We start from the raw sequence: 21,737 nt of genomic DNA on the forward strand, positions 1-21,737 counted from the left end.
AAACGGGCGCGTGCGTTCCTGGCGGCGCACGTGACAATGAACGAATGGCACAGACCGTTTCCTTCACTCCCGCGGATATCGAAGCGCAGATCCGGCACTGGCTGTCCACGGAAGTGGATGGCTATCTGGGCTCGACCTATGGAAGCCCAATTCTTGAGCTTCTGCAGAACCCATTCGGCGCCGGCCTCGCGGACGCCTTCCTCGCGAAGCTGCGCACGAACATCCCGTTGCTCACCATGCTGCCGGCGAACGCCGTCGATCTGTCTTACGTAGACACGGCACCAGACAAGCGTCTGATTTTCATCTCGGTCCTCGGCCGCGCGATAAGGATCAACTGATGTATTCGAAAAGTGACTTCGATACAGCCGTCGAGAACACGATCGACAACTACCCGACGGTCGCCGCGCGCTACAAGACCGGCGACCCGACGGTAACCGCACTCATCGGTTCTGTGACGCAGATTGCGGCGATGCTCTCGCAGCAGATCGAAATCGAAGGAATCGAGGCGTTCGAAAAGGTGCGCGATGCGACGATTCTGGCGGATGCGGCGGTGCGCGGCTTGGTGCCGCAGGGCATCCCGACTCGCATCAGCCTGAATGTCGCAAACAGCGACGTCAATCCGTACACGCTCACGGCCGGCCGCACGCTCAGTGACGCTGGTGGCAACGATTACGTCGTCGATACGCCGGTCACCGTGGCCGCCGGCGGCACGGGCACTGCGGAGTGCCTTCAGCAGACCCATCGTGTGTTGACTCAAACCGTCGGAACGTCGCAACCGTTCTATACGATTCAGGTCCCACCGGCAGCCGACGGCTCTTTCATCGCCGGCATTTCAGTTGCGGACTCGGCCGGCAATGAATTCACCTACACCCCCGCCTTCACGAACGTCACCAACGGCGAGCAGGTGTACACCATTGAGGTCGACGAGTATCAGAACATCTTCGTGAAGTTCGGATATGGCGGCGTAGTTGGCTATCAGCCAGCCGCCGGCGAGGTGTTCAACATCACCATTACTGACACCGTCGGCGCACTGACGATCGCCACCGGCAGTCCGTTCTCGCTCGACAACATCGAGACGCCGCAGGATTCGCTCGTGAAGCTCACGCTGGGAAGCGTACTCATTGCTGGTCAAGACCCGATGGATATCGCGACGCTGCGCGAACTGGGCAAGTACCCCTCCGCTTACGACGAGAACGCCGTCTACCTAGGTGAGTTTGATTACCTGATCCGTCGCAATGTGCCGGGCCTGCTCTTCCTGTCCGTGTGGAACGAACAGGTCGAAGAATCGGTGCGCGGCCCGAGCGAAGACAACATCAACAAGCTGTTCGTCTCGTTTGTACCGCCCGTCGGCGGCGATCCGGAAGCCTACCAGGCGCAAATCACTGCTCTCATCCAAGGCGCAGACGATTCGTACAAGATCGGCTTCGTGGCAGCGAACGTGGTGAAAATCGTTGCTGGCGTCGATGCCACCATCGCGCGCGTGTACGACCAGACCGCTGTAAAGCAGCAGATCACTAACGTCGTCCTCGCGCAGTATGGCCAGAACGCAGCCGCGGTGAAATATGGTCAATTCACGGTCCAGAACAAGGTCATCAACCAACTGCTCCGCGCGAACGTTGCAGCCCTTCAGGATAGCCGATCTGACTACGCCGTCACGGTCGCGCCGGTCACCGGCCAGATGCCCGAAGATTACCGATACATGGACGCGACGAGTCTTACCGTGAATGTGACACTATCGACGTACACAAGCGGTAGCTGGGGCGTCTAATGATCGCGCCACCGACTCTCGGCCCGCTGGTCAATAGCGCCGAATACGACGAAATCGAGACTGAGCTCAAGCAGATATTTCTTGACCTCTTCTCGACGTATTTGCGTTCGAGCGAGCGTGACCTGAACGTCTACGGCGCAGCGCATTTAGGCTCGCTGGACCTTCTGACGAAGCGCATCAAGGTCGACGGACTCGCCGTATTTGGCGACGACACGAATGCCGTCGAGTACCTGTACCGGGCATGGAATTTCCGGAACCCAAAACGCGGGATGATATTCCTGCGGACTTATCTTCAACTGCTTTGGCCGAACGGCTTCGTCATTGATCAGTTGTGGCAGCGGAAGGGAGAACCCTATCCGACCGCCCTCTCGACCCGCGGCGAAATTACGGACCCCAATCCGGAAACGAACTACTACCTGACCAGCCGGATTCGAGTGTCGATCGATGATGCCAGCGAAACCGGCGTCAGTGCGACGCGCGTCTTGCCGGCGCTGCTCGCCGTTCTAGCGGCGCGCTTCCTGATCGAACTTCAGGTCTTAAAGCGATTCAACGATTCGCTCGGCATCGCCGACGGCATGTATGCCGAAAACGTCGCGTTCTTCGATGGTGCGTTGCGGATGCCGTTCGCAAAAACCGATACGGTCAGCGCTGGATCGGGGCTGTATAGAGAGCAGATCGCATTCTTTGGCGGTCAGGCGGTAGCGCCGCCAGCAGCTGGGAACATGCATACCCTCGTCAACGAGACGCTTCCATCCACTCTGGACTAATTGCCGGTTGGGTCCGAAATAAGCGATCCACTGAGTCGCACTCTCCGGAGTGGCGCGCTCTGGGCTCTACGTGTGGAAAAGGTGAGCATCGCCGTTGATTAACATGCCCCAGAATTGGCTAACAACGCCTAGCGACAGCCAATGAAGACCGAAATCATCCGCTACAACCTCACCGATCGCGGCCGAACGTTTCGCGGGAAGCCCCGTAACTTCGACATCCCGCGTATTGTGGCTGCCATCAACAGCGGTCCGTGTCAGGAGAAGGTAAAGCATCGCGACATGCTGGGCTACTACGGCCACTGGCCGCGCGTGAAGTTCGGTATGAACCCGGCTGAAGGCGGCGTAGTCGACGGAAAGGCCATACGCGTCGAGCCAGCGATCGTGACGACGTACCTGAAGGCATTCGACGACGGCACAATCGAGCACCAGGAAGAATTCCTCGACAACGACGCTGGCAAGCTGGCATACAACCTCTACAAGTCCAAGGCCGGCGGCTTCTCATCCGCGATCGACGAATACAAGCGCAACGGTCCAGAGTTCTACGGTTTCGATTACGTGCTCGAACCGAACTACAGCACGAACCGTGGCTATGACGTCGCGCTCGACAGCGCGTTGACGCTCGACGCCGTCGAAGCTATCGAGGCCTATCAGGAGCACATTGGCGGTATGGCGCGACTGCTCGACTCGGTCATGGCAGACCGAAACAACGTCGATGCGGCCTATCGTGACGCCCTCAAGGCGCTGGCAACGGTCTCCGCGGAGAATGAGACGTATATCTCGCTACTAACCCGCCGCAAGACGTTGGATAGCGTCGCATCGCTGGAAAGCGTGGAGTCTCCGCTTCTCGTCGACCGCTCTGGGTTGAGTGCGCTCGAGCGCAACATCAAGTCATTCAAATCCGCCGAGCTTGGACGCTTCGAGCCGCTCGACGACGAGCAGAAGCCAGCCGACACAACCGTTACATCCGTCCTCGATAGCGTCCTCTCACGATGAAAGAACTTCAGCTTGCACTGGGCGGTTATCTTGAGCGCTGGCATCAGCAGCTCGTACCGACGACGCCGGCCCTTACCGAGTATGCCGCTCGCGGCTTTGCTACTAGTGTCGCCTGGGCGCCGGGGCGCATGGTGGATGCCGCAAGTGAGATGCTCGCTGCATGGCGCAGAAACGACAACGTCGGCAAGACGACCGGCGCACTCCTTCCCATCGCACTTGTCGCGCTGGCGAAGGATTACGTCCCCGTGCCCGGGGATCATTCCCGCCAGATCGCGAACGAGGTTTTTGTGACCATCCCGAGCGACCCCAAAGAGCGCATCTTCAAATTGCGCCAGATTCAGGGGTTGCGCCGCGGACAAATCCTCATCGCGGCTGCCGAGGAAGAGACCGCCCGAAACCTGGTGCAGCAGCTGATTCTGTTCATCAACGCTGTCGAAAACCGCTACTTTCAGGCTACGTACCGATTTGCCGGTATCGACCAGCCGTGGCCGATCACCGTGGAGACGACGGACATCCCAGCTGAGGTCGCACCGGACGGCGAGGAAAAAAATCTGACGCTGCTCGTTGTCGACATCCACTTCCTCGAATCCATCCCCCTCTTCAAGGCGCCGTCGCAAGCCGAACCGAACGATGGACAAGGCGACGGTACGCCCGACAACCCGAGTGGCTATCCAAAGGTTACGAAGATCACGGTAAAGGATTACGACAATGGTTTCGTGGGCCAGGTCGACACGACGTATGGCGTGATCACTGGCGAAGCGAATGTTGACGTTGCCAACGTCGGCGATACGTTGGACGTGCTGGTGAACGAAACACTTCCTGGTCCCGGATACTTCTGAAATGAATATTCAGGCGATCTTCAAGGGCTATGCTGGCGATGGCGTCACAGTCTATTCGAAATGGGTGAACGGCATTCTGGTGGTCAGCAAGATCGCGGCCTATCGCGAAGACCGCTTCAAGGACTGCCTCATTATTACGGATGCCGACTTGCCGGCGCGCGAATCGTTCTTTACGGACGAGCATATCAGCGACGCAATCGGTGCTTACATGCACATGAAAGCTTGCGGTGAGCTCGATATTGCAGATGCGGCCGCGCGCGCGAACCCGGAGCACTGGGTGCAGGACGCCGATACAAACAACGGGCTGCGTCGGTTCATGGTCAAGCCACAAGTCGAAAACGCGGTTGTGGCAGTTCTCGCCACATGCTGGCAGGTCAAGCGTTCGAAGACTATCTCCAAGAGCATTTCCCTGATGGATGCCCTCCTCATACAGCGCGGGACCATCCAAACGATCTGAGCGGAAAAAACGCCGAAAGCGCCAGTACTCGACAAAACAGAATGGGCTATCCATAGGAGCATGGAATGCCCACGTCTATACCGTTGCAACCCACCATCACTGAGGCGGGTCTCGCAGCAGTCTTCAACGATCAAAACACTGGCGTCGAGTTCGTGCTTTCGCACATTGCGTTTGGTACTGCGCAATACACGCCGGATGGTTCTGAAACCGCCCTACGCGTCGAGAAGGTCCGTGTACCGATCGCCGGCGGCGGCCGCATCAGCCCAACGCAAATACAGATCTATGCTGTGGCGATGGCTGCTGCCGGCAATCCCTTCTTCGTCGGGGAAGTCGGCTTCTTCGGCGACAACGGCGCGACGCTCCTCGCCGTGTACAGCAGCACCGGGACGCCCGGACTGTTTCTATCCGACACCGTTGCGACGTCGGTTTCGTACGGCCTTGGCCTGGCCGCCCTCCCCGCCAACTCAGTTTCGGTCACGATCGATCCGAGCGCCTCGGCCGCACTGCTGATTATGGGGAACCACGTCGCGGCGGCCGATCCTCATCCGCAATATGTGGAGAAGGTCAACGGCGTTGCGTTCTACGACCCGACTCTCACGTTCAATCTCGGTGCCGAGATCATCGGCGATGACCTTCTGGTCTATCAGTCCATTCAAGCAAACAACATCGGACACGCGCCATCGTCATCGCCGACGTGGTGGGTGCCGCTGTACAACTACGGCGATAGTCCGGTCGCCGGCCTGACTAACGTGAACGTCACGCTCACATCCACGCAAGCCGCACGTGCGCATATCACCTTCAGCGGCGCACTCACGGCGCCCATCAACATTGTTTTCCCGAACTGGGTGAAAGATTGGACCGTCGTGAACAACACGACCGGAGCTTTCGGTTTGACGTGCAAGACCGCTGCCGGGCCCGGCGTGGCGATCCCGCAAAACGGCTCGCCAACGAAGATTCGAGGCGACGGCACGAACGTCACACAGGCTCCAGAGAATGTGGCACCTGCTACGGCAGGCCAGCATGCCGTGCAGTTCGGGCAAGTGTCCGGCGTTGTCGGTCAGGTGCGCAATCTTTCGATGACCGTCGCCGCAGCGAGCGCAACAGCAACGATGGCCGCCGATGAAATCATCGTCGAGTCTGCGCTCGGCGGTCTCCGATACTGTATGCCCAACTTCAACCAGACAATCAATATCTCCGGGACGGGTGTCGGCAAGATGGATACCGGCTCCGCGCCGGCGTCCAGTTTTGTCGGCATCTATGGTATCTACAACCCGCAAGCGGCTGTATTTGCAGGCTCGATTAGCGGCGTCACCCTGACCGTCTCCGGCGTTACGTCTGGCACGTTGGCTGTCGGTCAGTATGTTCAAGGTGCTGCTCCGGGCACTTCGATCACCGCGCTAGGAACCGGGACCGGTGGGATTGGAACATACACCGTTTCGGTTTCGCAATCTGTTGCGGGCAGCTTTACGGCTGGGGCCGCAGCGCTGCTCGGCGTAAGCGCAAATGGCGTGGCTCTGCCAAACGTATATGGTGGCTCGAACATGCCGGCCGGCTACACGGAAAGCGCGCTGCTTTGCGTCGTGGCGACAAATGCTTCAGGCCTGATCACTGTTTGCACCGTAGCCGACAGGAAAACGTCTACGACCGCGCAGACTATATTCTCTGTCAGTTCCGTGTCCGGCTCCCCCGTTAGCACGAACAATCTGGTTGTGCCGATGAATGCACGGCGCTGTGCAGGCACCATGTCCGTGTCCAATACTGGACTGCAATCTGGTTCGCTGATTCTGTGCGCCACAGCGCAAAACGTTGGCGCCAAAACGCTCACTGCAGCACTCAATGGGACTACCGCGCTGATTAACTTTGAAAACCTAGAGATAACGACCCCCCAGCGCGTGTTTGTAAGTGGGTCTTCCACGGGCGGTACTGCGACGTTTGCGGCTGCCATTACCTCATGGGAAATTTGATATGAGCATATTGAACGTGCAGTTCACTGACGATACGCAAACCATCATCAACGGATATTTCAACTGCGCTCAAGATCCTTCGGTGTATAAAAATTTGGGGGTAGTGGATGCCGCTGATGTCCGTTGGAAAGTCTTTTACGACGGTCTGCCGGTATCGGTAAGTGAAATTCTGCCAGCACCGACGGCGGCGGAGTGATCCACCTCCGACCGAATTGTCGAGTTGACGCTGACGTCAACGGAGTTCTTCCACTGTTGCTTGGGGTGCTGAACGGGGAACGCCGTTCGGGTGCGTCGAATGGCCGAATAGGTTCGCAACGCGGCCGACGAGGGAGAGTGAAGGCTTTTCGATGAGATGCCAGGACAATGCCCCGGCGATCAAGGCGATCGGAACTGAAACAAACACACTCTGGTATGGCGTCAGCGACGGTGCATAGTGATCGACGCATTGCTGGACTGTAAATCCGTAGACGTACACCCCGTATGAGTAGTCGTTGGCGGGGCGTATCTTCGATAGGATAGGCGTCGTCCCCAACCACATCACGCCATAGACGAAGGCGATGTAGAAAAGCGCGGTCCCTACGATGAAATTGTCAATTGTGAGCAGAAAAGCTGAGAGCAATAGCAAAGCGACCTTTCCGTTGAACGCGATCCTAGCCCTCAGTTTGTACATCAGGACACCAAGCATGAAGAAGGGAACAGGGTAAAACTTGTAGCCACCCTGCTTCTTGAAGAAATCATCCCAAAAGATGTTCTGCGGCACGTGTCGCGTGAAATACCAAAACACCGCGAAAGCAACCGCCAAAGTGAAAACTGTCCTCTTGATGCCCGACAATAATCGGGCTGCGCTGAAAATCAACAGCAACATATAGCATTTGATTTCGATGGCAACTGTCCACAGCGCAATGTTCACAAAGTCGGTGTGGTTTCCCCCGAACAGACCCGGAAGATACGGCGGAATTCCGATTATCAGTGCGGATGTCTGTGCCATCCACTCAACGGCTTGAGACGTGGCGAAGTATTCCGTGACAGACAGTGATGAAACGGCTGGGCCCAAGACGAACGCGGTTACCATTGCGTAGGCTATTACGGCCGGCCAAATTCTGAGCACGCGAGACGCGATAAACCGCAGTGGGCTATTGCGTTCGACGCTCATCGTGACAAATATTCCGCTGATCAGAAAAAACGCGTAGACCGACATCGAGGGCACATATTCACGCGCGGTAAATATGCCGAACGGATCGCGAACGCCTGGGATCCGCTGTGTCATGAATGAATGCCCGTATATCACGCCGATTGCTGCAATTAGCCGTACAATATCGAAATTGTTCGAACCCCGAGTCAGCGCGTCTGCCAGGCGTCGTGTCATGTCGAGCAAGGAATTTAGAAAATTACGGGATCTTACCCGAACTCTGGATTGCCCAGCCCGGTCGACTGAGTAACGAGACGGCCGCACGGACGCCCCGTCGACCTCAGAACCGATACTTGACCATCAGCACGTCAGCACCGGACCAAATTGCGGGCGAGTGTGCGGAGTCGTACTTGGTGGGCAGTATGAAATGCTGGTAGCTCAACGAGAGCGGGCCGCGACCTACCGATACTCCGACGACTTTGCCGAGCTGCAAGCCGTTCGGCGTATGCGCGTGGACCGTTTGTGTCGCCGCGCCCGGAGTCTCTGACCAGTTGTACACAGATACGTCCCAATCGGGGCGATATGGAAACAGGCCTGCCTCGGCTCCGATGCGCCAGCCGCGGTATCTGAAATATGGCTCTATGGTGATCGAGACGCCCTGCGCATTACCGTTGCCAACGAAGTTTGCATTCTGAACGTTGACCGGCATCGGATTAATCAGGGCATGCGTTTGCGTGCTGTAGTTCGCGTCGACAGGAGTGCATTCGCACTGCGACGACACATGCCCGAGGCTGACGTAGTCGACATGCCAATCGACGCCCCACTTTTCGCGGGTGTATAGAGGCCCAGTGAGGCCGGCAGACAACACCGGCGCGCTCAGCCCGAGTTGATGCTGCATGCCTTGCTGATACCACGTGTTGTCGCCTTGGGTGCTGTATCTGGAAACGCCGGCGCCGAGTTCTAGGCGCACATAGTCGGTGATGCTGTCTGCATGAGCGCTAGAGGCGAGCGCCATCGCCACGGCCGCAGCCGTGATATATTTGAAGCGATTCATGGTAGGTCTCTCTCAAAGTTGTCTACCGTGGGTCACGCGCCTGCATCGGTTGCCGCCGATGTGGGCGCTCCTATTTTTGAGTAATGTTTTCCTTCCGCAAATCAATGCTATCGAGGCGCCCAATTGGGCGGCTTGAGATCAATCACCAACAAGTGCCACGAACGATAATCCGAACGGAGATTGGCGCTCGAACTGCGGCGCCCCCCCTACTTCGAGATGGCGCGACGCAACTGCTTGACTAGATCTGAGACTTGACCGATGGGGACGAAAATGGACCCGGCGACGGCGCCACAGGATTCGACGAGGCTTATTTCGAGGGCCGTTTCATCGGAATCCAATTCGACTTCGATGAACTGCCCGTCAGGCAACTGAAGTGAGGGCGGTATGGCCGGGCAATTAACGCTGTTGCCAGCAAGTGTGGCTGTGATAGTGTCCAACACGATGTGCGTTCCTCTGCTAACGGGTTCACTGCATCAATGACGCTCCGCCGCCTGCAACGGGTGGAGCGTTTTTCTTGAGCATCCGCACTCAATCTCATGCGGTTGCATCGGTTCAATCAATGCCTTCATCATGAAGGCACAAGGTGTAATCTATATAACCTTCATCATGAAGGCAAGAGGTTTTTTGCTTCTATGATGAAGGCGCGTATATCATTACGTCTATGGCTACCTCACTGAACCAAGACGACTATCTCAAGACGGCTCTGCGGCTCCCGCGAGATCTCCACGCGAAGATCCAGGAAGCTGGGCTCGCTAATGGGCGCTCGATGAACGCCGAGATAGTCGCGAGACTTGAGGCTGGCTTCGATGAACCGCCAAAGAAGTTTCTTGAGGCCTTGGATTTTGCCAAAGCGATCAATGAATATGGCGATGCAATCAGGCAATTGATGAACCAAGATCGCGAGCGCAAGAGCATGCTGCTGGCGATCGGCAATGACCTCCGACGCGTAGGAAATGAAATGCGTAAACTCCACGAGAAGGGTCGAGTGGAGATCTATGTGGCGATCGCCCAACTCGGGAGCGCGTTGGAGTCCGGCGACCTGGACGCAGCGCAAGCACAATCAGTCGCCATGCGCGAGACCTTCGCCAGCGTTAGTGAGGAATGGGTCAAAATGCAAACCCCGGAAGAGCCGGGTTACTTGCCCCCCGTCCCCATTGAAAGTAGGAACATGCGCAAAACACCGATCCACGCGATCGAAGGCACACCGCCGCCGCCAGGCAAGCCGAAGAAGTAGCCCAGACCGTCCTTGAGGCGGTTTTTGTTTCAATGCCGTCGGCGCAGATCCTTGAATCTGCGGTTTAGCCATTACCCGGAAAGCGAAAGCGTTTCGGGCCGCTAGTCGGCGCGATGATGAGTTCATATCTCCTGTGGACTCATATGAGTATCGAAACCAACACTTCTGCGGTCGCAATCTTCTATCAGTTGGTGCGGCAGTACGCCATCACGACACCGGCATGGGCAGTCACGCAGAGCTATCAGACGAAGCCCGATGAGCGCTGGGATTTGACTCTCGCGAGCCGCCGCGTGTACGGCATACCCGATGAGTTCCTGACGATCATGGCAGCAGCCGGCCTGGACTCGGTCGAGCAGGAGATGCCGGAGCAATTGCTTATCCTCCCGGATGCAGCAACGCTCAAATCCTTCAAGACGCAGGCCAAGTTCGTGAACCTCTCGGACGACCGGACGCCAACGCCCGCAAACTACATCCCCCCAGAATACGTTGCGCTCGTGACGCGCCAGACGATCGCGTCGACGACTGGGGACTAGTATGGCTGTCAGAGGCAACGCACGAACGCGCCATATCCCACACGTCACGCAAACGCGCGGCGCCGTCAATGCTTTCAACAAGCGTCAGCGTGAGCACGAAGAACGGCGTGAGCTCGCCAAGCCGTACATCCTCACTCCGGCCGATGTCAACGGGAAGTATGATGCTGCGCGCACGCTCAAGACCACGCTAGGGGGCGAGCGGCGCCCTCTTACTACCGAAGATCTGGCAGTATTCCGAGACAACATCGCGACGGTCGCGCGCCATTACCAGAAGGGGCTGACGGCCCAGCAGATCATCAATCTGTCCGAGCAGCACGACGTCAAGCGGGCGAATGACTTCATTCACTACGCGGTGCCGAGCAGCGCGAGCCGCGGCACTGTTCGATTCATCACGAACGCGAGCCCAACTTCGGACGTAAAGCGCCACTACACGATCGTTAAGTTTCTCGATTTTCAGAACGCTATCATTAGCGAAGAAGAATCGACAAAGGCCGCTGGCAACCTTGGAAAGTACGGGAAACTCGCCATCGCATGCGATTGCGGCCGCTGGAATTTCTGGTTTCGATACATCGCGACCATCGGTGGTTTCAATGCGGCCGGCCGCGAGCTAGGATTTCCCAAGATCAGGAACCCCCAATTGATGGGGATTGCGTGCATGCACATTCTGCGGACACTCCGCGAGGTGCAGAGCGGCGCCGCAGTGAAGGGTGTAGTCGCGCGCATGATCGATTCCGCTCGAGCGGATGAGGCGCGGCAACATATCGCGATCACGAAGGCCGAGGCGCAGAAGGTGGCACGATCGCAAGCGAAGTCTGTAAAGGACGTGGAGGTTCGACTTCCAGGCCCCAAGCCCGAATGGGACCCACTCCGCGCGCGCGTCAAGAAGAAGTGGACGGCCGACAAGGAAAAGAAGCCAGCGAAGACCGCAGATAAAGCGCGCGCCGACGCGTTGAAGAACCTGAGGAAACTGAAGGAACTCGGACAGCTATCACAAGCCGACTACGACAAGATCCTCGCGACCCTGAAAAAATAGGCCTGAGCCATGCTGAGCACAGTTCCGCAACAAATGAATCTAATGGCGCGCAATGTGACGTTGCGCCATCCAAATAGCATGGATTGCGAAGCCTATCGCAAGGTCGTGACGCGGACGTCAGATGGCGCGACCGAGGGCTATCCCACCCTCGGCGGCATGACCGTGCTCGATTCCGAAGACGAGGCCGCGATCGACTGGGAAGAACTCGGGCCGGCGAAGCTATTGAACTGCGAGCCGTTCGTTTCGGCGCAGATGGTGAATCGAGATGACGGCGTCGACCAGGCCGTGGCAGAGATGTATGTGATGGTCGAATTTATTGCGCCCCCGACAGATCCGGATGCCAAGGTCGTCAATAAGCACGATGTGCTCATGATCGAAATCTCTGAGGACGTGAAGATCGGCTATGAAGTGATGGAGGTCGACGCCGTCGTGAACGTGCCGCCGTTTGCGCGGCGGTACCGGATCGAGAAGCGCGATCTTCTTTCGTTCGTCGGGGCCTTCGAGGACTAGTTGGAAGCGGCAATGCCGCCAAGATCCTTGGCTCGCTGCGCCGTCATCTGCCTAAATTCGTCGGCCGCATTGACCGACGCACTCGTGCCGCCATCGGGGTCGTCTGCGAAATTAGTTTCGGCGGTCCGGTATGCAAGCCACGCGCGCTGGGCCGCAATAAGCTTTTGCCTACGCTCGGGCGACAGGGTTTTGATGGCGGCTTGGTAATTCTTGTTCAGCAGCACATCCTGGCGTTTCGTATCAGCGCCGATGCAATCCAGCATATCCGCGGTAACGCCAGCCGCCTTTTCCATACATGCATCAAACTCGGCCGCCGACTGCTTGACTGCGACTTTTACTGTTGTCGGTGCTGGCGCCGTCCGCGACTTCGCATCTTTGGCGTCGCCGGCCATCTGAAGACACCGAACGCGCGATGCAAACTGCAGCGTATCGGCATCTGCTTCCGAGTGCATAAACACCACTTTCGCTAGGCTTTCCGCGCGATCATCGCCGTAATTCTTTGCCAGCGTGCGCGCGACCTCGTCCTGCGGCGTCCCTCTGTCCCGCGCGACGGCCGCGTTATACGCCATTTCGCCGAACTTCTCACACGATACCTCTGCTGCAAATACGTGCCCTGCAATGAGCAGCCCAGCGGCCGCAACGATGAAGCGTTTCATGGTGGTTTCTCTCTTTCGATTTCGAATTGATGTGCGTCGCGCATGCATTTCCACGCGCAGATGGTAGCAAGAACGGTCGTGATCACGATGTACGGTATGAGATCCATAGGTTTCGGTGCTTGCAGAATGAGTTGGTGATGTGCTTGATAATATGCGTATATGGCTAGTCGTGCAACAAATTGTTTCGTGCTTTTGTTCGTTAGCGCACCGGTAGCCCGGAAAAACGAGGCTCGGCCCGAGTAACGCGCGCCAGACAATGGGTGCTTAACTGGCCCTTTCTGCATATGGACGACTTCCTTGCGCTTGAACGCGCAGCGCATGACGGCGCCTTTGGCCGCGATAACCATGTTCTGCCGACTCCCGCCGCGGCGGAGGCGGATAACTATCGCAAGGGCTTTGTCCGCCTGCATGACCTCGACATCGCGATCGAGAACCCCCGTTGCTCTATTCGCGAGGGGACGTCTGCTGATGGGACGCCCTGGGCGAACCGCATGGCGGCACACTACGGCTACTTCATCGGCACCGTGGGCGCGGATGGCGATGGCGTCGATGTTTTCATCGGCCCATATCCCGAAAGCAAGCGCGTATGGGTGATCAATCAGATGATCGGCGGCCGATTCGATGAGCATAAAGTCATGCTCGCTTTTCCTGACGCAGATAACGCCAAAGCGGCCTACGTGAATTCATACACGCGCGACTGGAAGGGCTTCGGTTCGATGGTTGCGATGAACCTTTCCGACTTCAAACAATGGCTGGGGACCAATCCCCAAACGCCAGCAGTGGAGAAACCCGTGGATAAAATCCTTTGGTCCGGCGATGCGCCGCGCGCCCTGACGTTCGATGCCGTCCTGTATCAGATTCGCCGGCACGACGCCGATGGCCTGATCTTCGACGCGGTAACCGAAGGTGAGCTTTTGCAGGATGCGGACGAGGTACTGACGCCCGACGCAATGACCTCTCCCTACCAGCAATTGCCGAAACGCGCGCAATTGCTGATGAACATGATGAACCGCGTCGGCGATCCGCAAGTGACGGGCTTCACGATCACGAAGCCGTATCGCGTGCGCGGCATTATCAACATCGCCGTCATCTATACCCTCACCGACGGACAGACGCTTACTGTCTACTTCCACACGGGCGGCAGCAACATCCGGGTGCAGCCCGACGACGAGCTCATTTCGTGGAAGTGGATGCTCAACAAGCTGGACGTGACGATTGCGGTCGCTCCGGAACAGGGTGTCGAGTTGGACCTCCGCACTGTCGCGCGACGCCTGATGCAACTCGCGATCAAGAACAGCCCGACTTTCGCCAAGCAGAACGCCAAGAAGGCTGAGACATTGGCGAGCATCGATGCGCTGAAAGGCCAGATCGTGGCTGCGGAAATGGAACTCGCCGACGTTCAAGGGCAGATCGCCGCGAAGCGGGAGGAGCAGCGCATCGCGCGAGAACTAGCCGATGCCCAGGTCGCGCGCGAGCAGGCGGCCGAGTCGGGCCGCAAGCTTCCGACGAGTGCTATTGACGTTCTCCGCTCAATGGGTGCGCCCGAGAACGTGATCCGCGACGCCTATCCGTACGACACGTTCGATGCATATGCTGCGGCATTCCCTGATGCTGGCAAGCCGATCATTGCGCAGCGCAAGACTCAAGTCCGCAATGCACTGCGCCAGCTCGGCTGGGACGGAGACATGTATCGCCCGCTCTCGCTCGGTGTCACGAACGCGACCTACGTATTGAATTTCACGGATCGCCCGGATCTGCGCATCGAACTCGGCCGGTGGACTGGCGCGCAGGAAAGTGGCGTCGCGGTCTATGATGACGACCTGATGGAAAGCGCCGAGGCAATGGCGAAGATTATTAACGACTGCGCGCGCGAAGATGCCACAAACCTCGTTGATATCGACGAGGCTGCAAGGGCTGCGGGCGAGCCGCCGGTTGGCGCGCCAAACCCCGAAGAGGTACAGGACAAGGTCGAAACGCCGGCAATGCCCGATGTAACAGAAGTGGTCGCTGCTGCAGTGGCCACAGAGCAGGCCATCGCCGCGGAAGTGCCGCAAGCTGAAATGGCGGCACTCGAGGCGGCCGCGCCGATCAACCCTCCGCCCGTCGCGCCGGAGGTCGCCACACAAGAGGCAGAAGATGCGCCGCGCGCGGGCGAGTCGCTCCTGACTTATGACATGAGCTTCCTGCAATCCGTTATCGACGGCACAATCAACCTGTGGGCAGATGGCCTAGCGGAGCGCATCGAATCGATCATGCAGGCCCACCCGGGGAATGACGAACTGCACGCCAAAGCAGCTTGCGCCATTGACGTCTATACCCGGACCGTCATCGAAGCAGCGCGCACGTCGCTGGATGCCATTGAGCAGGTACCTGACCCGCTGCATGACACCCCGCCGGCCGGCGAGCGCGCGAACGAGTCGGAAGTGCAGACCGACGAACAGAAAGCCGCTGCCGCGATCGCTGTGCGTCAACAGAATGGGGCAGACTGGCCCACTCCGGTGACAACCGTTCCAGTACCCGAAAAATCTTCGCTCGACACCGCCCTTGTCGAACCCGGCAATCCGACTGGCGTACTCACCCCGCCGGCCGAGCCGTTGACGCCTGAGCAAGCAACCGGTGAAAGCGGCGGCGTGCCGGTACCGGAAGTCGACGTGAGCGGCAAGCTAGCCGAGCAGCCGGCGGCGCCGGATATGCCGTCCATCGACAAACCGGTTGAGACTGCAGCGTTGGATACCGCAGCGAGCGACGTCGCGCAGATTGAGCCGACCGAATCGAACGCTGCACCGGCCGGTCTCATCCAGATTCAGGAAAATGGCCAAAGCGAGCCGATTCTTGCCGAGGCGAAGGCGGAGGTAGGTGCCGAGTTGCTGGCGACCGCGCCCAATGAACCGATTCAGGTTCCGGACGTCGAGCCAGCGCCGGAAATCAAACCAGTGCCGGAATCGATGCCTCAGCCCGAAACGCCGACAGTGATAGAAGCAAATCCGCTGCCGGTGCAGGGCGACACGTCCGCTCCGCTTGATGCGTCGCCGGCAGCGGTGCCTGAAGTTGTGGCAGACGTGCCGCCTACTGGCGAGCCCACCGTCGCGCAGGTACCTGACCCGCTGCATGACACGCCACCGCCGCCCGAGCAGGCTGCAGTTGATATCCCGGTGGATCCGGCGCAAGTCGAAGCCGAGCAGCCGAATGAGGTCGTGCGCCGTGAAGCCGATCAGGCATATCTGGATTCGGTCATTGATGGGAGCGAGCGAGGCGAAAGCGCGCGCATCGGCGCGCTCTTCGAAACGTATGAGAAGGATGAGCCGATGCTCGACAAGTGGCGCGAAGCTGTCGCGGCCTTCACATTGCGGATCAAGTAATGGAAGTGATGACCCAGCAGGACGGCGAAAGTCCATTGCCTGATGCGGTGCCGCTTGACGGCATCGCGCCAACACCTCCATCGCTTGTTGTACGGGTGCAGACGGATGAGCCAATCAGCACCGGTCACGCAACGACGGCGCTCGACAGCGCGAACATTGAGCGCCTGCGACGCGCGTCCGCCCTCTCGCGGGCTATTCTCGGCATCCGCGTTGCCCCCGGGCCTTCGAGCAAGCTGCGGGCTGCGGCACGCGTGCGTTGGATTGTTCTCTATCCGGACGATCCGACGCCACCGGAAAACTGCGGCACGTAAGGCGTTGCCGCACTCCTAACATTCATCTGTCTCCTCCTCGTTTCCAGAGGATTCGCCCCGGCTTCGACCGGGGCTTTTTTCTTGCCCGATGGAAAACGACCGACGCGCGCCTGGGTGCCGGTGCTGACAATGGATCGCACACTCTGGAATCCTATCCCCGATGGCCGAAGACCAAAAAGGCCTCCTGAAGCGTATTGGCAGCGCCGCGAAGAGTTTCTTTTCGAAGGCCGACAAGGACGCGCAGGAGATCAATCAGGCTGAAGCGCTCGCCTACGATGGCGGGAGTTCGATATCGACCCTGCTGGGCAGCGGTCGGCGCATGGCGCGTTCGCGCATGCAGATTTACCAGAAGTGGTCGTTCATGGAGGGGGACGCCGTCGTTTCAAGCGCCCTACGCCTTCACGTCACGTCTGCGCTGGGTGGGCACGAAACAACCGGCGACGTGATTTTCATTGAGAAGACTCCGGAGACCGAAAAGAACAAGCAGCTTTCTGCCATCGTTGATGAGATATCGGCTGACCTCGCACCCCTGCTGAATAAAATCGCCTACACGGTTGCATACAACGGCGCAGCCTTCGGGGATAGCTTCGCGCGTATCTATGCCGAGAAGGGTGTCGGCGTTCGCGATCTGTACGTTGACGAACTCGTGCGGCCGCCTATCGTCCAGCCTTACGAGCGAGGATCCCAGACCGTGGGTTTCGTCGTGTACGCGGGGAAGAACGCCCAGGAACGCCTGACAGTGGCGCAGATGGCTCGTCTGAAGATGCCGCGCCAGCTCTGGGTGCCCCAAAACTCGGTGATCGAGAAGTCATTCCGGATCGCGCTACTTGAGGACGACGTCGACCTGCTGCCCATCCTGCCCTCGTCGGTAGGTGGCTCCTTTCTGTTTCAGGCCGAAGAGTCTTACGACAATATGCTCGCGTCGCTGCTCGGCCTCGTCGCGCAGCGATGGATGGATTCGATCGACGAAGAAATGGTGGGCGTCAATCTCGAGTCCATGACGACGGACGAGCAGAAACGGTTTCTTAATTCGATCGTCAAGATGCTGTCGCTGTCGAAGGAGCGCGCGGCGAATGCCGTTCGGGCCGGGCAGCCGATTATGGAACGCATCCGCCACATCATTCCTTTCACGAATGAGAAGCAGGTCGTCCGGATGGAGCCGATGCGCCAAAGCCGCAGCTCGAACATCACGATCGAAGACGTGATGCTTCACGCAAAGCTTTTGGCCGGCGCACTCGGTACCGACCTTTCAATGCTCGGATTTTCCGAACTGCTGGCTGGCGGCCTTGGCGATGGCGGCTTCTTCAGGACAAGCGCTCAAGCGGCCGAGAAAGCGCGGGTCATCCGCAGCGCGCTCGGCGACTTTGTTGATTGGATCATCGATGTCCATACCATGCATCGTTACGGCATGGTGTTCCCGGCTGGCAAAAAGCCATGGCGCGTCAACTTCTACGGTTCCATTTCCGCGCTCGAGGCAGAACGCCAAAAAACCGAGCAAGACGCGATGGCCTCCGGCGCCACGCTCATTCAGGTCATCCGCGACCTGAGAGAGATGAACGCGTCGAAGGATTTCATCATCCAGTTTCTGATCAAACGCATAAAACTTGACGAGGATGAGGCCAAGCTCTACGCGCAGATCGTGGACCAACCTCCTCCGGTAGGTAGCGTCAACATTCCAGTGGCGGGCGACGAGAGCCAGCCGGCGAGAACTCCCGCGCGCGAGGATGCCTAATGGGACTCTTCGATACGATCGCTGCGCAGGCCGGTGGGTTCGCTGGCAGCCAACTCAAAAAATTGATCCCTCCGAAGATCGGATCAGCTATCACGACCGGGACGAACGCGCTCGGCCAGATCGCCAGCGGCAATTTCTTGGGCGCGGCAGCGACACTAGCCAACGCGTTTTCGGGGAAGTTTCCGCTAGGGTCCGAGGTTGCGACGCAACTCTACTTCCAGAATACGCCGACGCCCCTCTTCGGTGGAATCAGCCCGTCCGAAGCGAAACAGATTTATAACGCATTCGCCGCCCTGCAGATCGCGAAGAAGAATCTGTTTCTCGTTGAAATCAGCGATGCGGACCCTGCCAGTTCGCTATTCACCAGTGGTGCCGGAGCCCTTTATACGCCGGGTAGCCGCGCATTCAATCTGTTCGTAACGGACATTGAGTATGCGCCGGCCACTATCTCTGGGGATAAGCATCGTATCGGGTCTGCCTCCATGGACAGTGTCGGCGGCTTCGAGCCGATCGAGATGCGAATTGCCGCAATCGACGACATCATCGGCACGATCAAAACGTGGATGCAATATAAATGCAGCCTCGTCACCAATGCGGATGGCACAGTCGGACTGCCGATCGACTACCTCGTTCGCATCCGCGTGCTGCACTCCTTCATCACCGATGATTCGAATACCGGCGGCTACGAAGACACCTACCTCATGCGCCCTGTGAGCGTCAGTTCTTCGCTCTCGCGCCGTGACGACGCTGTTCAGGAGGTTCAGTTGACCTTCACCCAATTTGATACCTTCATCTCCTGATGGCACTCAAATCAGACGCGTATGGATTCCTGGTCGGTGCGCCCGTTGAATGGGGCCGCGCCCTACAGATCTTCAATGAGATTCGAGATGAAGTGCGAGGTCTCCGCGGCGACATAGCTGCGGGAGCAAGCATCAAGGCGCTCGAGCGCGCGGCGGACGCGGTGAGCCGGCAGGCCCAAGCCGTGACGCGGACTTCGTCGGCAAAGGCCGTCGCCCGAACGACCACGCCGCCGCGCCCGCAGCCTCCAGTGCGTGCGCCTAAGCCGGCTGCGGCGACACCCGTCCGTTCTATGCCCGTTCGCGGCGCGAATGGCCGGTTCGTATCTGCGGCACCAGCGCCGACTCTACGTCAGCCCTACCGCATACCTGTCGTTGGCATAGATGAAGTCGCGACTCCCGCTTCTCGCGCACAGCCCGCGGCCAGCGATACTCTGACTGCAGCAGAATTTGAAGCTCGGCGTGCTAAAGCCGCACGTCCGTCCAGTCGCGACGAGATTCGCCGCCAGAATGCCGCGATGTCGCAGACACGTGCAGCACCACTTGACGCCGACGCCCTGAACACTGGCGCGTCCACCTCTCGTGGCACCGGACCAACTCGGGCGCAGAGAGAGGGCGACCGGGAGGCAGATCGTCAGGCTCGCGAGGCCGAGCGCCAAGCTAAGACTGCGGCTAAAGAAGAAGAGCGCGCTACAAAAGCCGCACAACGCGAGGAAGAAAAGCGCGAACGCGAGTTCGCCGCGCAGGAACGGTATAACGAACGCGTAGAAGCTCAGATCGCGAAGGAAAAGGCTAAGGAAGCAGCCCGCCCTGGTCTTGCCACGCACACGTATAACGCCGTGAGCGGAGCCCCCGAGATCGACCCAACCATCGCGGCCGTGCACGAAGTGCAGGCCGCAATCGCTCCGGTCGGCCGCGGACTGTCACATCTCTTCGGCCGGCCTAGCGGCCAAGACGCCTGGTACAAACGTATTTGGAATGAACTGCGCGGGCAGCGTAAAGACCAGTCGACGTTTCACAAAGCTGAGCAAAAGACCTTACAGAAGATTGATGACAAGACTGGGGGCGGCAGCGGCTTACTGGGTCTCGTTGGCGGCCTTCTCAGCAAGATTCCCGGCGTGGGATTGCTTGGCCGGATACTCGGCACGGGCGCACGCGGGGCTGGCGGCCTAGCTGGTCTCGCGTTGCGCGGAGGTAAAGGCCTATTCCGTCGCATTCCGTTGCTCGGCGCGCTGTTTGCCGGTGGTTCTGCTGCGGCAAGCATCGCGGGCTTTGGCGACGACCCGAACGCGTCGCCCGAAGAAAACCGCCAGCGGCGCTTCACGGGTGGCGGGTCCGGTATTGGAGCGCTCATCGGGGGCGGGCTCGGCACGCTACTCGGCGGCCCGGTAGGTGCCGTCGTGGGCGGCATGATCGGTGACAAGGTCGGCGAGCTCGTCGGCAAATGGTTATCGACGCTAGATTGGGCAAAGATCGGCGCGACCATCAGCGATACGTGGAACAGCGCGGTCAAGGACTTCTCGGCGATATGGGACGGCGTTGGCAAGTGGCTGAAGGATAAGTTCGGCATTGTCACGACGCTCGCAACTAAAGCAAACGACTACGTTAAGGACAAGACCGGTGCCGATGTAAAGGCAACGGCCGGCAAGGTCGCGAACGCCGTATCAACCGCGGCTGCGAAAACAGCCACGGTGGCCCAGAAGGTTGCCGTGGCCTCGACTGACTATGTCGCCGACCGCGCCACGAAGATGGCAACGCCGATCATCAATGCGGCAAAGGCTGCTGGCAATTGGGTGCTTGGCCAGACCTCGAAGTTCTTCGAGTCGGGCAACCGCGGTGCCGCCGCAATTTCCAGCGGACGGGGTGACCATGGCGGTGCGAGCTATGGCACATATCAACTTGCGAGTGCGGGCGGAGCGAATAGCACACTCAACAAGTTCTTGAACTCGAGCGGGTATGCATCGCAGTTTGCGGGACTGAAACCCGGTTCCCCTGAGTTCAACGCCAAGTGGAAGCAGATCGCTGCCAGCGACCCGTCATTCGGCACGGCACAGCATGACTTCATCAAGTCGACGCACTACGACCCACAAATGACGCTGCTCGGCAAGTCGGGCATCGACCTGAGCAAGCGCGGTGCGGCCGTACAGGATGCTATCTGGTCGACTTCAGTCCAGTTCGGTGGCCAGACCTCGCTTATCAAGTCTGCCCTGACTGGCAAAGACCCGTCGAAAATGAGCGATGCCGAGATCGTGACCGCGATCCAGAATTACAAAATCGCACATAACAGCGAACTGTTTAAGAGTTCAAGTGCTGCGACGCAGGCTAGCACCCTGAACCGAGCGGACGTTGAACGCAGCCGCCTTCTAGCGCTCGCCCAAACGCTGCCCTCTCCGGCGACTTCCCCAGGAGTCAATGTGCCGGCAGTCGCAGATGCTGCCCCATCAGTGTCGACGTCCCTCGCGAAGCCAACTCCCATGGAAGTCAGGGTCTCTAAAGATGCTGGCGATGTTGGTCCGACCGTCAGCGATCCCAAAATCGCCCGCCTCGTCAGCGGCGGTCTCGGCTAGCAGGAAAAGCGCGGCGGGCGGCGGCCGGCCCCCC

The 21,737-nt window shown here is 58.9% G+C and carries 20 protein-coding genes; 17 read left to right on the top strand and 3 right to left on the bottom strand.

Annotation, left to right across the window (positions count from 1 at the left end):
- Nucleotides 1–44 precede the first annotated feature (44 nt).
- The 8 genes from PQR32_RS38445 to PQR32_RS38480 all read left to right on the top strand — a co-directional run bounded on the left by PQR32_RS38445 (nucleotide 45) and on the right by PQR32_RS38480 (nucleotide 6,984).
- Complete coding sequence (locus tag PQR32_RS38445) at nucleotides 45–338, top strand: hypothetical protein (RefSeq protein ID WP_408239980.1); 294 nt, start codon at nucleotides 45–47, stop codon at nucleotides 336–338.
- A complete protein-coding gene (locus PQR32_RS38450) occupies nucleotides 338–1,768 on the top strand; it encodes a hypothetical protein (RefSeq protein WP_408239983.1) in 1,431 nt (476 codons plus the stop codon). Before PQR32_RS38445 ends, PQR32_RS38450 begins: the two co-directional genes overlap by 1 nt.
- Nucleotides 1,768–2,535 carry a hypothetical protein gene (locus tag PQR32_RS38455; RefSeq protein ID WP_408239986.1) on the top strand — a complete coding sequence of 256 codons (768 nt, stop codon included), beginning with the start codon at nucleotides 1,768–1,770 and terminating at the stop codon, nucleotides 2,533–2,535. Before PQR32_RS38450 ends, PQR32_RS38455 begins: the two co-directional genes overlap by 1 nt.
- A 141-nt stretch (nucleotides 2,536–2,676) precedes the next feature.
- Nucleotides 2,677–3,528 carry a hypothetical protein gene (locus tag PQR32_RS38460; RefSeq protein WP_408239989.1) on the top strand — a complete coding sequence of 284 codons (852 nt, stop codon included), beginning with the start codon at nucleotides 2,677–2,679 and terminating at the stop codon, nucleotides 3,526–3,528.
- On the top strand, nucleotides 3,525–4,367 hold the full coding sequence (locus PQR32_RS38465) for a hypothetical protein (RefSeq protein ID WP_408239992.1): 843 nt from the start codon (nucleotides 3,525–3,527) through the stop codon (nucleotides 4,365–4,367). Before PQR32_RS38460 ends, PQR32_RS38465 begins: the two co-directional genes overlap by 4 nt.
- 1 nt (nucleotide 4,368) lies before the next feature.
- Nucleotides 4,369–4,824, top strand: coding sequence for a hypothetical protein (locus tag PQR32_RS38470; protein ID WP_408239995.1), 456 nt, complete (start codon nucleotides 4,369–4,371; stop codon nucleotides 4,822–4,824).
- A gap of 65 nt (nucleotides 4,825–4,889) precedes the next feature.
- Nucleotides 4,890–6,788 (top strand): phage tail-collar fiber domain-containing protein, encoded by a 1,899-nt coding sequence (locus tag PQR32_RS38475; protein ID WP_408239998.1) that lies wholly within the window; start codon nucleotides 4,890–4,892, stop codon nucleotides 6,786–6,788.
- 1 nt (nucleotide 6,789) lies between these two features.
- Nucleotides 6,790–6,984, top strand: coding sequence for a hypothetical protein (locus tag PQR32_RS38480; protein WP_408240001.1), 195 nt, complete (start codon nucleotides 6,790–6,792; stop codon nucleotides 6,982–6,984).
- A gap of 36 nt (nucleotides 6,985–7,020) precedes the next feature.
- On the opposite strand, the gene PQR32_RS38485 is transcribed toward PQR32_RS38480, so the two are convergent.
- Entirely contained in the window at nucleotides 7,021–8,154 is a 1,134-nt protein-coding gene (locus PQR32_RS38485; protein WP_408240046.1) for an acyltransferase family protein, read from the bottom strand.
- A 103-nt stretch (nucleotides 8,155–8,257) separates the two neighbouring features.
- On the bottom strand, nucleotides 8,258–8,971 hold the full coding sequence (locus PQR32_RS38490) for a hypothetical protein (protein WP_408240004.1): 714 nt from the start codon (nucleotides 8,969–8,971) through the stop codon (nucleotides 8,258–8,260).
- A 661-nt stretch (nucleotides 8,972–9,632) separates the two neighbouring features.
- Here PQR32_RS38490 and PQR32_RS38495 point away from each other — a divergent pair.
- From PQR32_RS38495 to PQR32_RS38510, 4 genes are all read left to right on the top strand, one after another.
- Nucleotides 9,633–10,205 (top strand): Arc family DNA-binding protein, encoded by a 573-nt coding sequence (locus tag PQR32_RS38495; RefSeq protein ID WP_408240007.1) that lies wholly within the window; start codon nucleotides 9,633–9,635, stop codon nucleotides 10,203–10,205.
- Nucleotides 10,206–10,348: 143 nt separating this feature from the next.
- Complete coding sequence (locus PQR32_RS38500; protein ID WP_408240010.1) at nucleotides 10,349–10,738, top strand: hypothetical protein; 390 nt, start codon at nucleotides 10,349–10,351, stop codon at nucleotides 10,736–10,738.
- Nucleotide 10,739: 1 nt separating this feature from the next.
- On the top strand, nucleotides 10,740–11,771 hold the full coding sequence (locus tag PQR32_RS38505) for a hypothetical protein (protein ID WP_408240013.1): 1,032 nt from the start codon (nucleotides 10,740–10,742) through the stop codon (nucleotides 11,769–11,771).
- Between the two features lie 9 nt (nucleotides 11,772–11,780).
- Entirely contained in the window at nucleotides 11,781–12,281 is a 501-nt protein-coding gene (locus tag PQR32_RS38510; RefSeq protein WP_408240016.1) for a hypothetical protein, read from the top strand.
- Here PQR32_RS38510 and PQR32_RS38515 read toward each other — a convergent pair.
- A complete protein-coding gene (locus PQR32_RS38515) occupies nucleotides 12,278–12,937 on the bottom strand; it encodes a lysozyme inhibitor LprI family protein (RefSeq protein ID WP_408240019.1) in 660 nt (219 codons plus the stop codon). The genes PQR32_RS38510 and PQR32_RS38515 overlap by 4 nt on opposite strands.
- Before the next feature lie 284 nt (nucleotides 12,938–13,221).
- On the opposite strand from PQR32_RS38515, the gene PQR32_RS38520 reads away from it, so the two are divergent.
- The 5 genes from PQR32_RS38520 to PQR32_RS38540 all read left to right on the top strand — a co-directional run bounded on the left by PQR32_RS38520 (nucleotide 13,222) and on the right by PQR32_RS38540 (nucleotide 21,703).
- Complete coding sequence (locus tag PQR32_RS38520; RefSeq protein WP_408240022.1) at nucleotides 13,222–16,296, top strand: pyrophosphatase-like OB fold-containing protein; 3,075 nt, start codon at nucleotides 13,222–13,224, stop codon at nucleotides 16,294–16,296.
- Nucleotides 16,296–16,607 carry a hypothetical protein gene (locus PQR32_RS38525; RefSeq protein ID WP_408240025.1) on the top strand — a complete coding sequence of 104 codons (312 nt, stop codon included), beginning with the start codon at nucleotides 16,296–16,298 and terminating at the stop codon, nucleotides 16,605–16,607. Before PQR32_RS38520 ends, PQR32_RS38525 begins: the two co-directional genes overlap by 1 nt.
- Nucleotides 16,608–16,767: 160 nt before the next feature.
- Nucleotides 16,768–18,339 carry a hypothetical protein gene (locus PQR32_RS38530; RefSeq protein ID WP_408240028.1) on the top strand — a complete coding sequence of 524 codons (1,572 nt, stop codon included), beginning with the start codon at nucleotides 16,768–16,770 and terminating at the stop codon, nucleotides 18,337–18,339.
- A complete protein-coding gene (locus tag PQR32_RS38535; RefSeq protein WP_408240031.1) occupies nucleotides 18,339–19,139 on the top strand; it encodes a hypothetical protein in 801 nt (266 codons plus the stop codon). Before PQR32_RS38530 ends, PQR32_RS38535 begins: the two co-directional genes overlap by 1 nt.
- A gap of 515 nt (nucleotides 19,140–19,654) precedes the next feature.
- Entirely contained in the window at nucleotides 19,655–21,703 is a 2,049-nt protein-coding gene (locus PQR32_RS38540; RefSeq protein WP_408240034.1) for a VgrG-related protein, read from the top strand.
- The last annotated feature ends 34 nt before the right edge of the window (nucleotides 21,704–21,737 follow it).

Origin of the sequence: Paraburkholderia dipogonis, from assembly GCF_046027395.1 — a bacterium.
Classification (GTDB): domain Bacteria; phylum Pseudomonadota; class Gammaproteobacteria; order Burkholderiales; family Burkholderiaceae; genus Paraburkholderia; species Paraburkholderia dipogonis_A.

What these genes read in the sequence shown, in the direction of transcription:
- PQR32_RS38445 (WP_408239980.1), top strand. Translation starts at nt 45, where the DNA reads ATGGCACAGACCGTTTCCTTCACTCCCGCGGATATCGAAGCGCAGATC.
- PQR32_RS38450 (WP_408239983.1), top strand. Translation starts at nt 338, where the DNA reads ATGTATTCGAAAAGTGACTTCGATACAGCCGTCGAGAACACGATCGAC.
- PQR32_RS38455 (WP_408239986.1), top strand. Translation starts at nt 1,768, where the DNA reads ATGATCGCGCCACCGACTCTCGGCCCGCTGGTCAATAGCGCCGAATAC.
- PQR32_RS38460 (WP_408239989.1), top strand. Translation starts at nt 2,677, where the DNA reads ATGAAGACCGAAATCATCCGCTACAACCTCACCGATCGCGGCCGAACG.
- PQR32_RS38465 (WP_408239992.1), top strand. Translation starts at nt 3,525, where the DNA reads ATGAAAGAACTTCAGCTTGCACTGGGCGGTTATCTTGAGCGCTGGCAT.
- PQR32_RS38470 (WP_408239995.1), top strand. Translation starts at nt 4,369, where the DNA reads ATGAATATTCAGGCGATCTTCAAGGGCTATGCTGGCGATGGCGTCACA.
- PQR32_RS38475 (WP_408239998.1), top strand. Translation starts at nt 4,890, where the DNA reads ATGCCCACGTCTATACCGTTGCAACCCACCATCACTGAGGCGGGTCTC.
- PQR32_RS38480 (WP_408240001.1), top strand. Translation starts at nt 6,790, where the DNA reads ATGAGCATATTGAACGTGCAGTTCACTGACGATACGCAAACCATCATC.
- PQR32_RS38485 (WP_408240046.1), bottom strand. Translation starts at nt 8,154, where the DNA reads ATGACACGACGCCTGGCAGACGCGCTGACTCGGGGTTCGAACAATTTC.
- PQR32_RS38490 (WP_408240004.1), bottom strand. Translation starts at nt 8,971, where the DNA reads ATGAATCGCTTCAAATATATCACGGCTGCGGCCGTGGCGATGGCGCTC.
- PQR32_RS38495 (WP_408240007.1), top strand. Translation starts at nt 9,633, where the DNA reads ATGGCTACCTCACTGAACCAAGACGACTATCTCAAGACGGCTCTGCGG.
- PQR32_RS38500 (WP_408240010.1), top strand. Translation starts at nt 10,349, where the DNA reads ATGAGTATCGAAACCAACACTTCTGCGGTCGCAATCTTCTATCAGTTG.
- PQR32_RS38505 (WP_408240013.1), top strand. Translation starts at nt 10,740, where the DNA reads ATGGCTGTCAGAGGCAACGCACGAACGCGCCATATCCCACACGTCACG.
- PQR32_RS38510 (WP_408240016.1), top strand. Translation starts at nt 11,781, where the DNA reads ATGCTGAGCACAGTTCCGCAACAAATGAATCTAATGGCGCGCAATGTG.
- PQR32_RS38515 (WP_408240019.1), bottom strand. Translation starts at nt 12,937, where the DNA reads ATGAAACGCTTCATCGTTGCGGCCGCTGGGCTGCTCATTGCAGGGCAC.
- PQR32_RS38520 (WP_408240022.1), top strand. Translation starts at nt 13,222, where the DNA reads ATGGACGACTTCCTTGCGCTTGAACGCGCAGCGCATGACGGCGCCTTT.
- PQR32_RS38525 (WP_408240025.1), top strand. Translation starts at nt 16,296, where the DNA reads ATGGAAGTGATGACCCAGCAGGACGGCGAAAGTCCATTGCCTGATGCG.
- PQR32_RS38530 (WP_408240028.1), top strand. Translation starts at nt 16,768, where the DNA reads ATGGCCGAAGACCAAAAAGGCCTCCTGAAGCGTATTGGCAGCGCCGCG.
- PQR32_RS38535 (WP_408240031.1), top strand. Translation starts at nt 18,339, where the DNA reads ATGGGACTCTTCGATACGATCGCTGCGCAGGCCGGTGGGTTCGCTGGC.
- PQR32_RS38540 (WP_408240034.1), top strand. Translation starts at nt 19,655, where the DNA reads ATGTCGCAGACACGTGCAGCACCACTTGACGCCGACGCCCTGAACACT.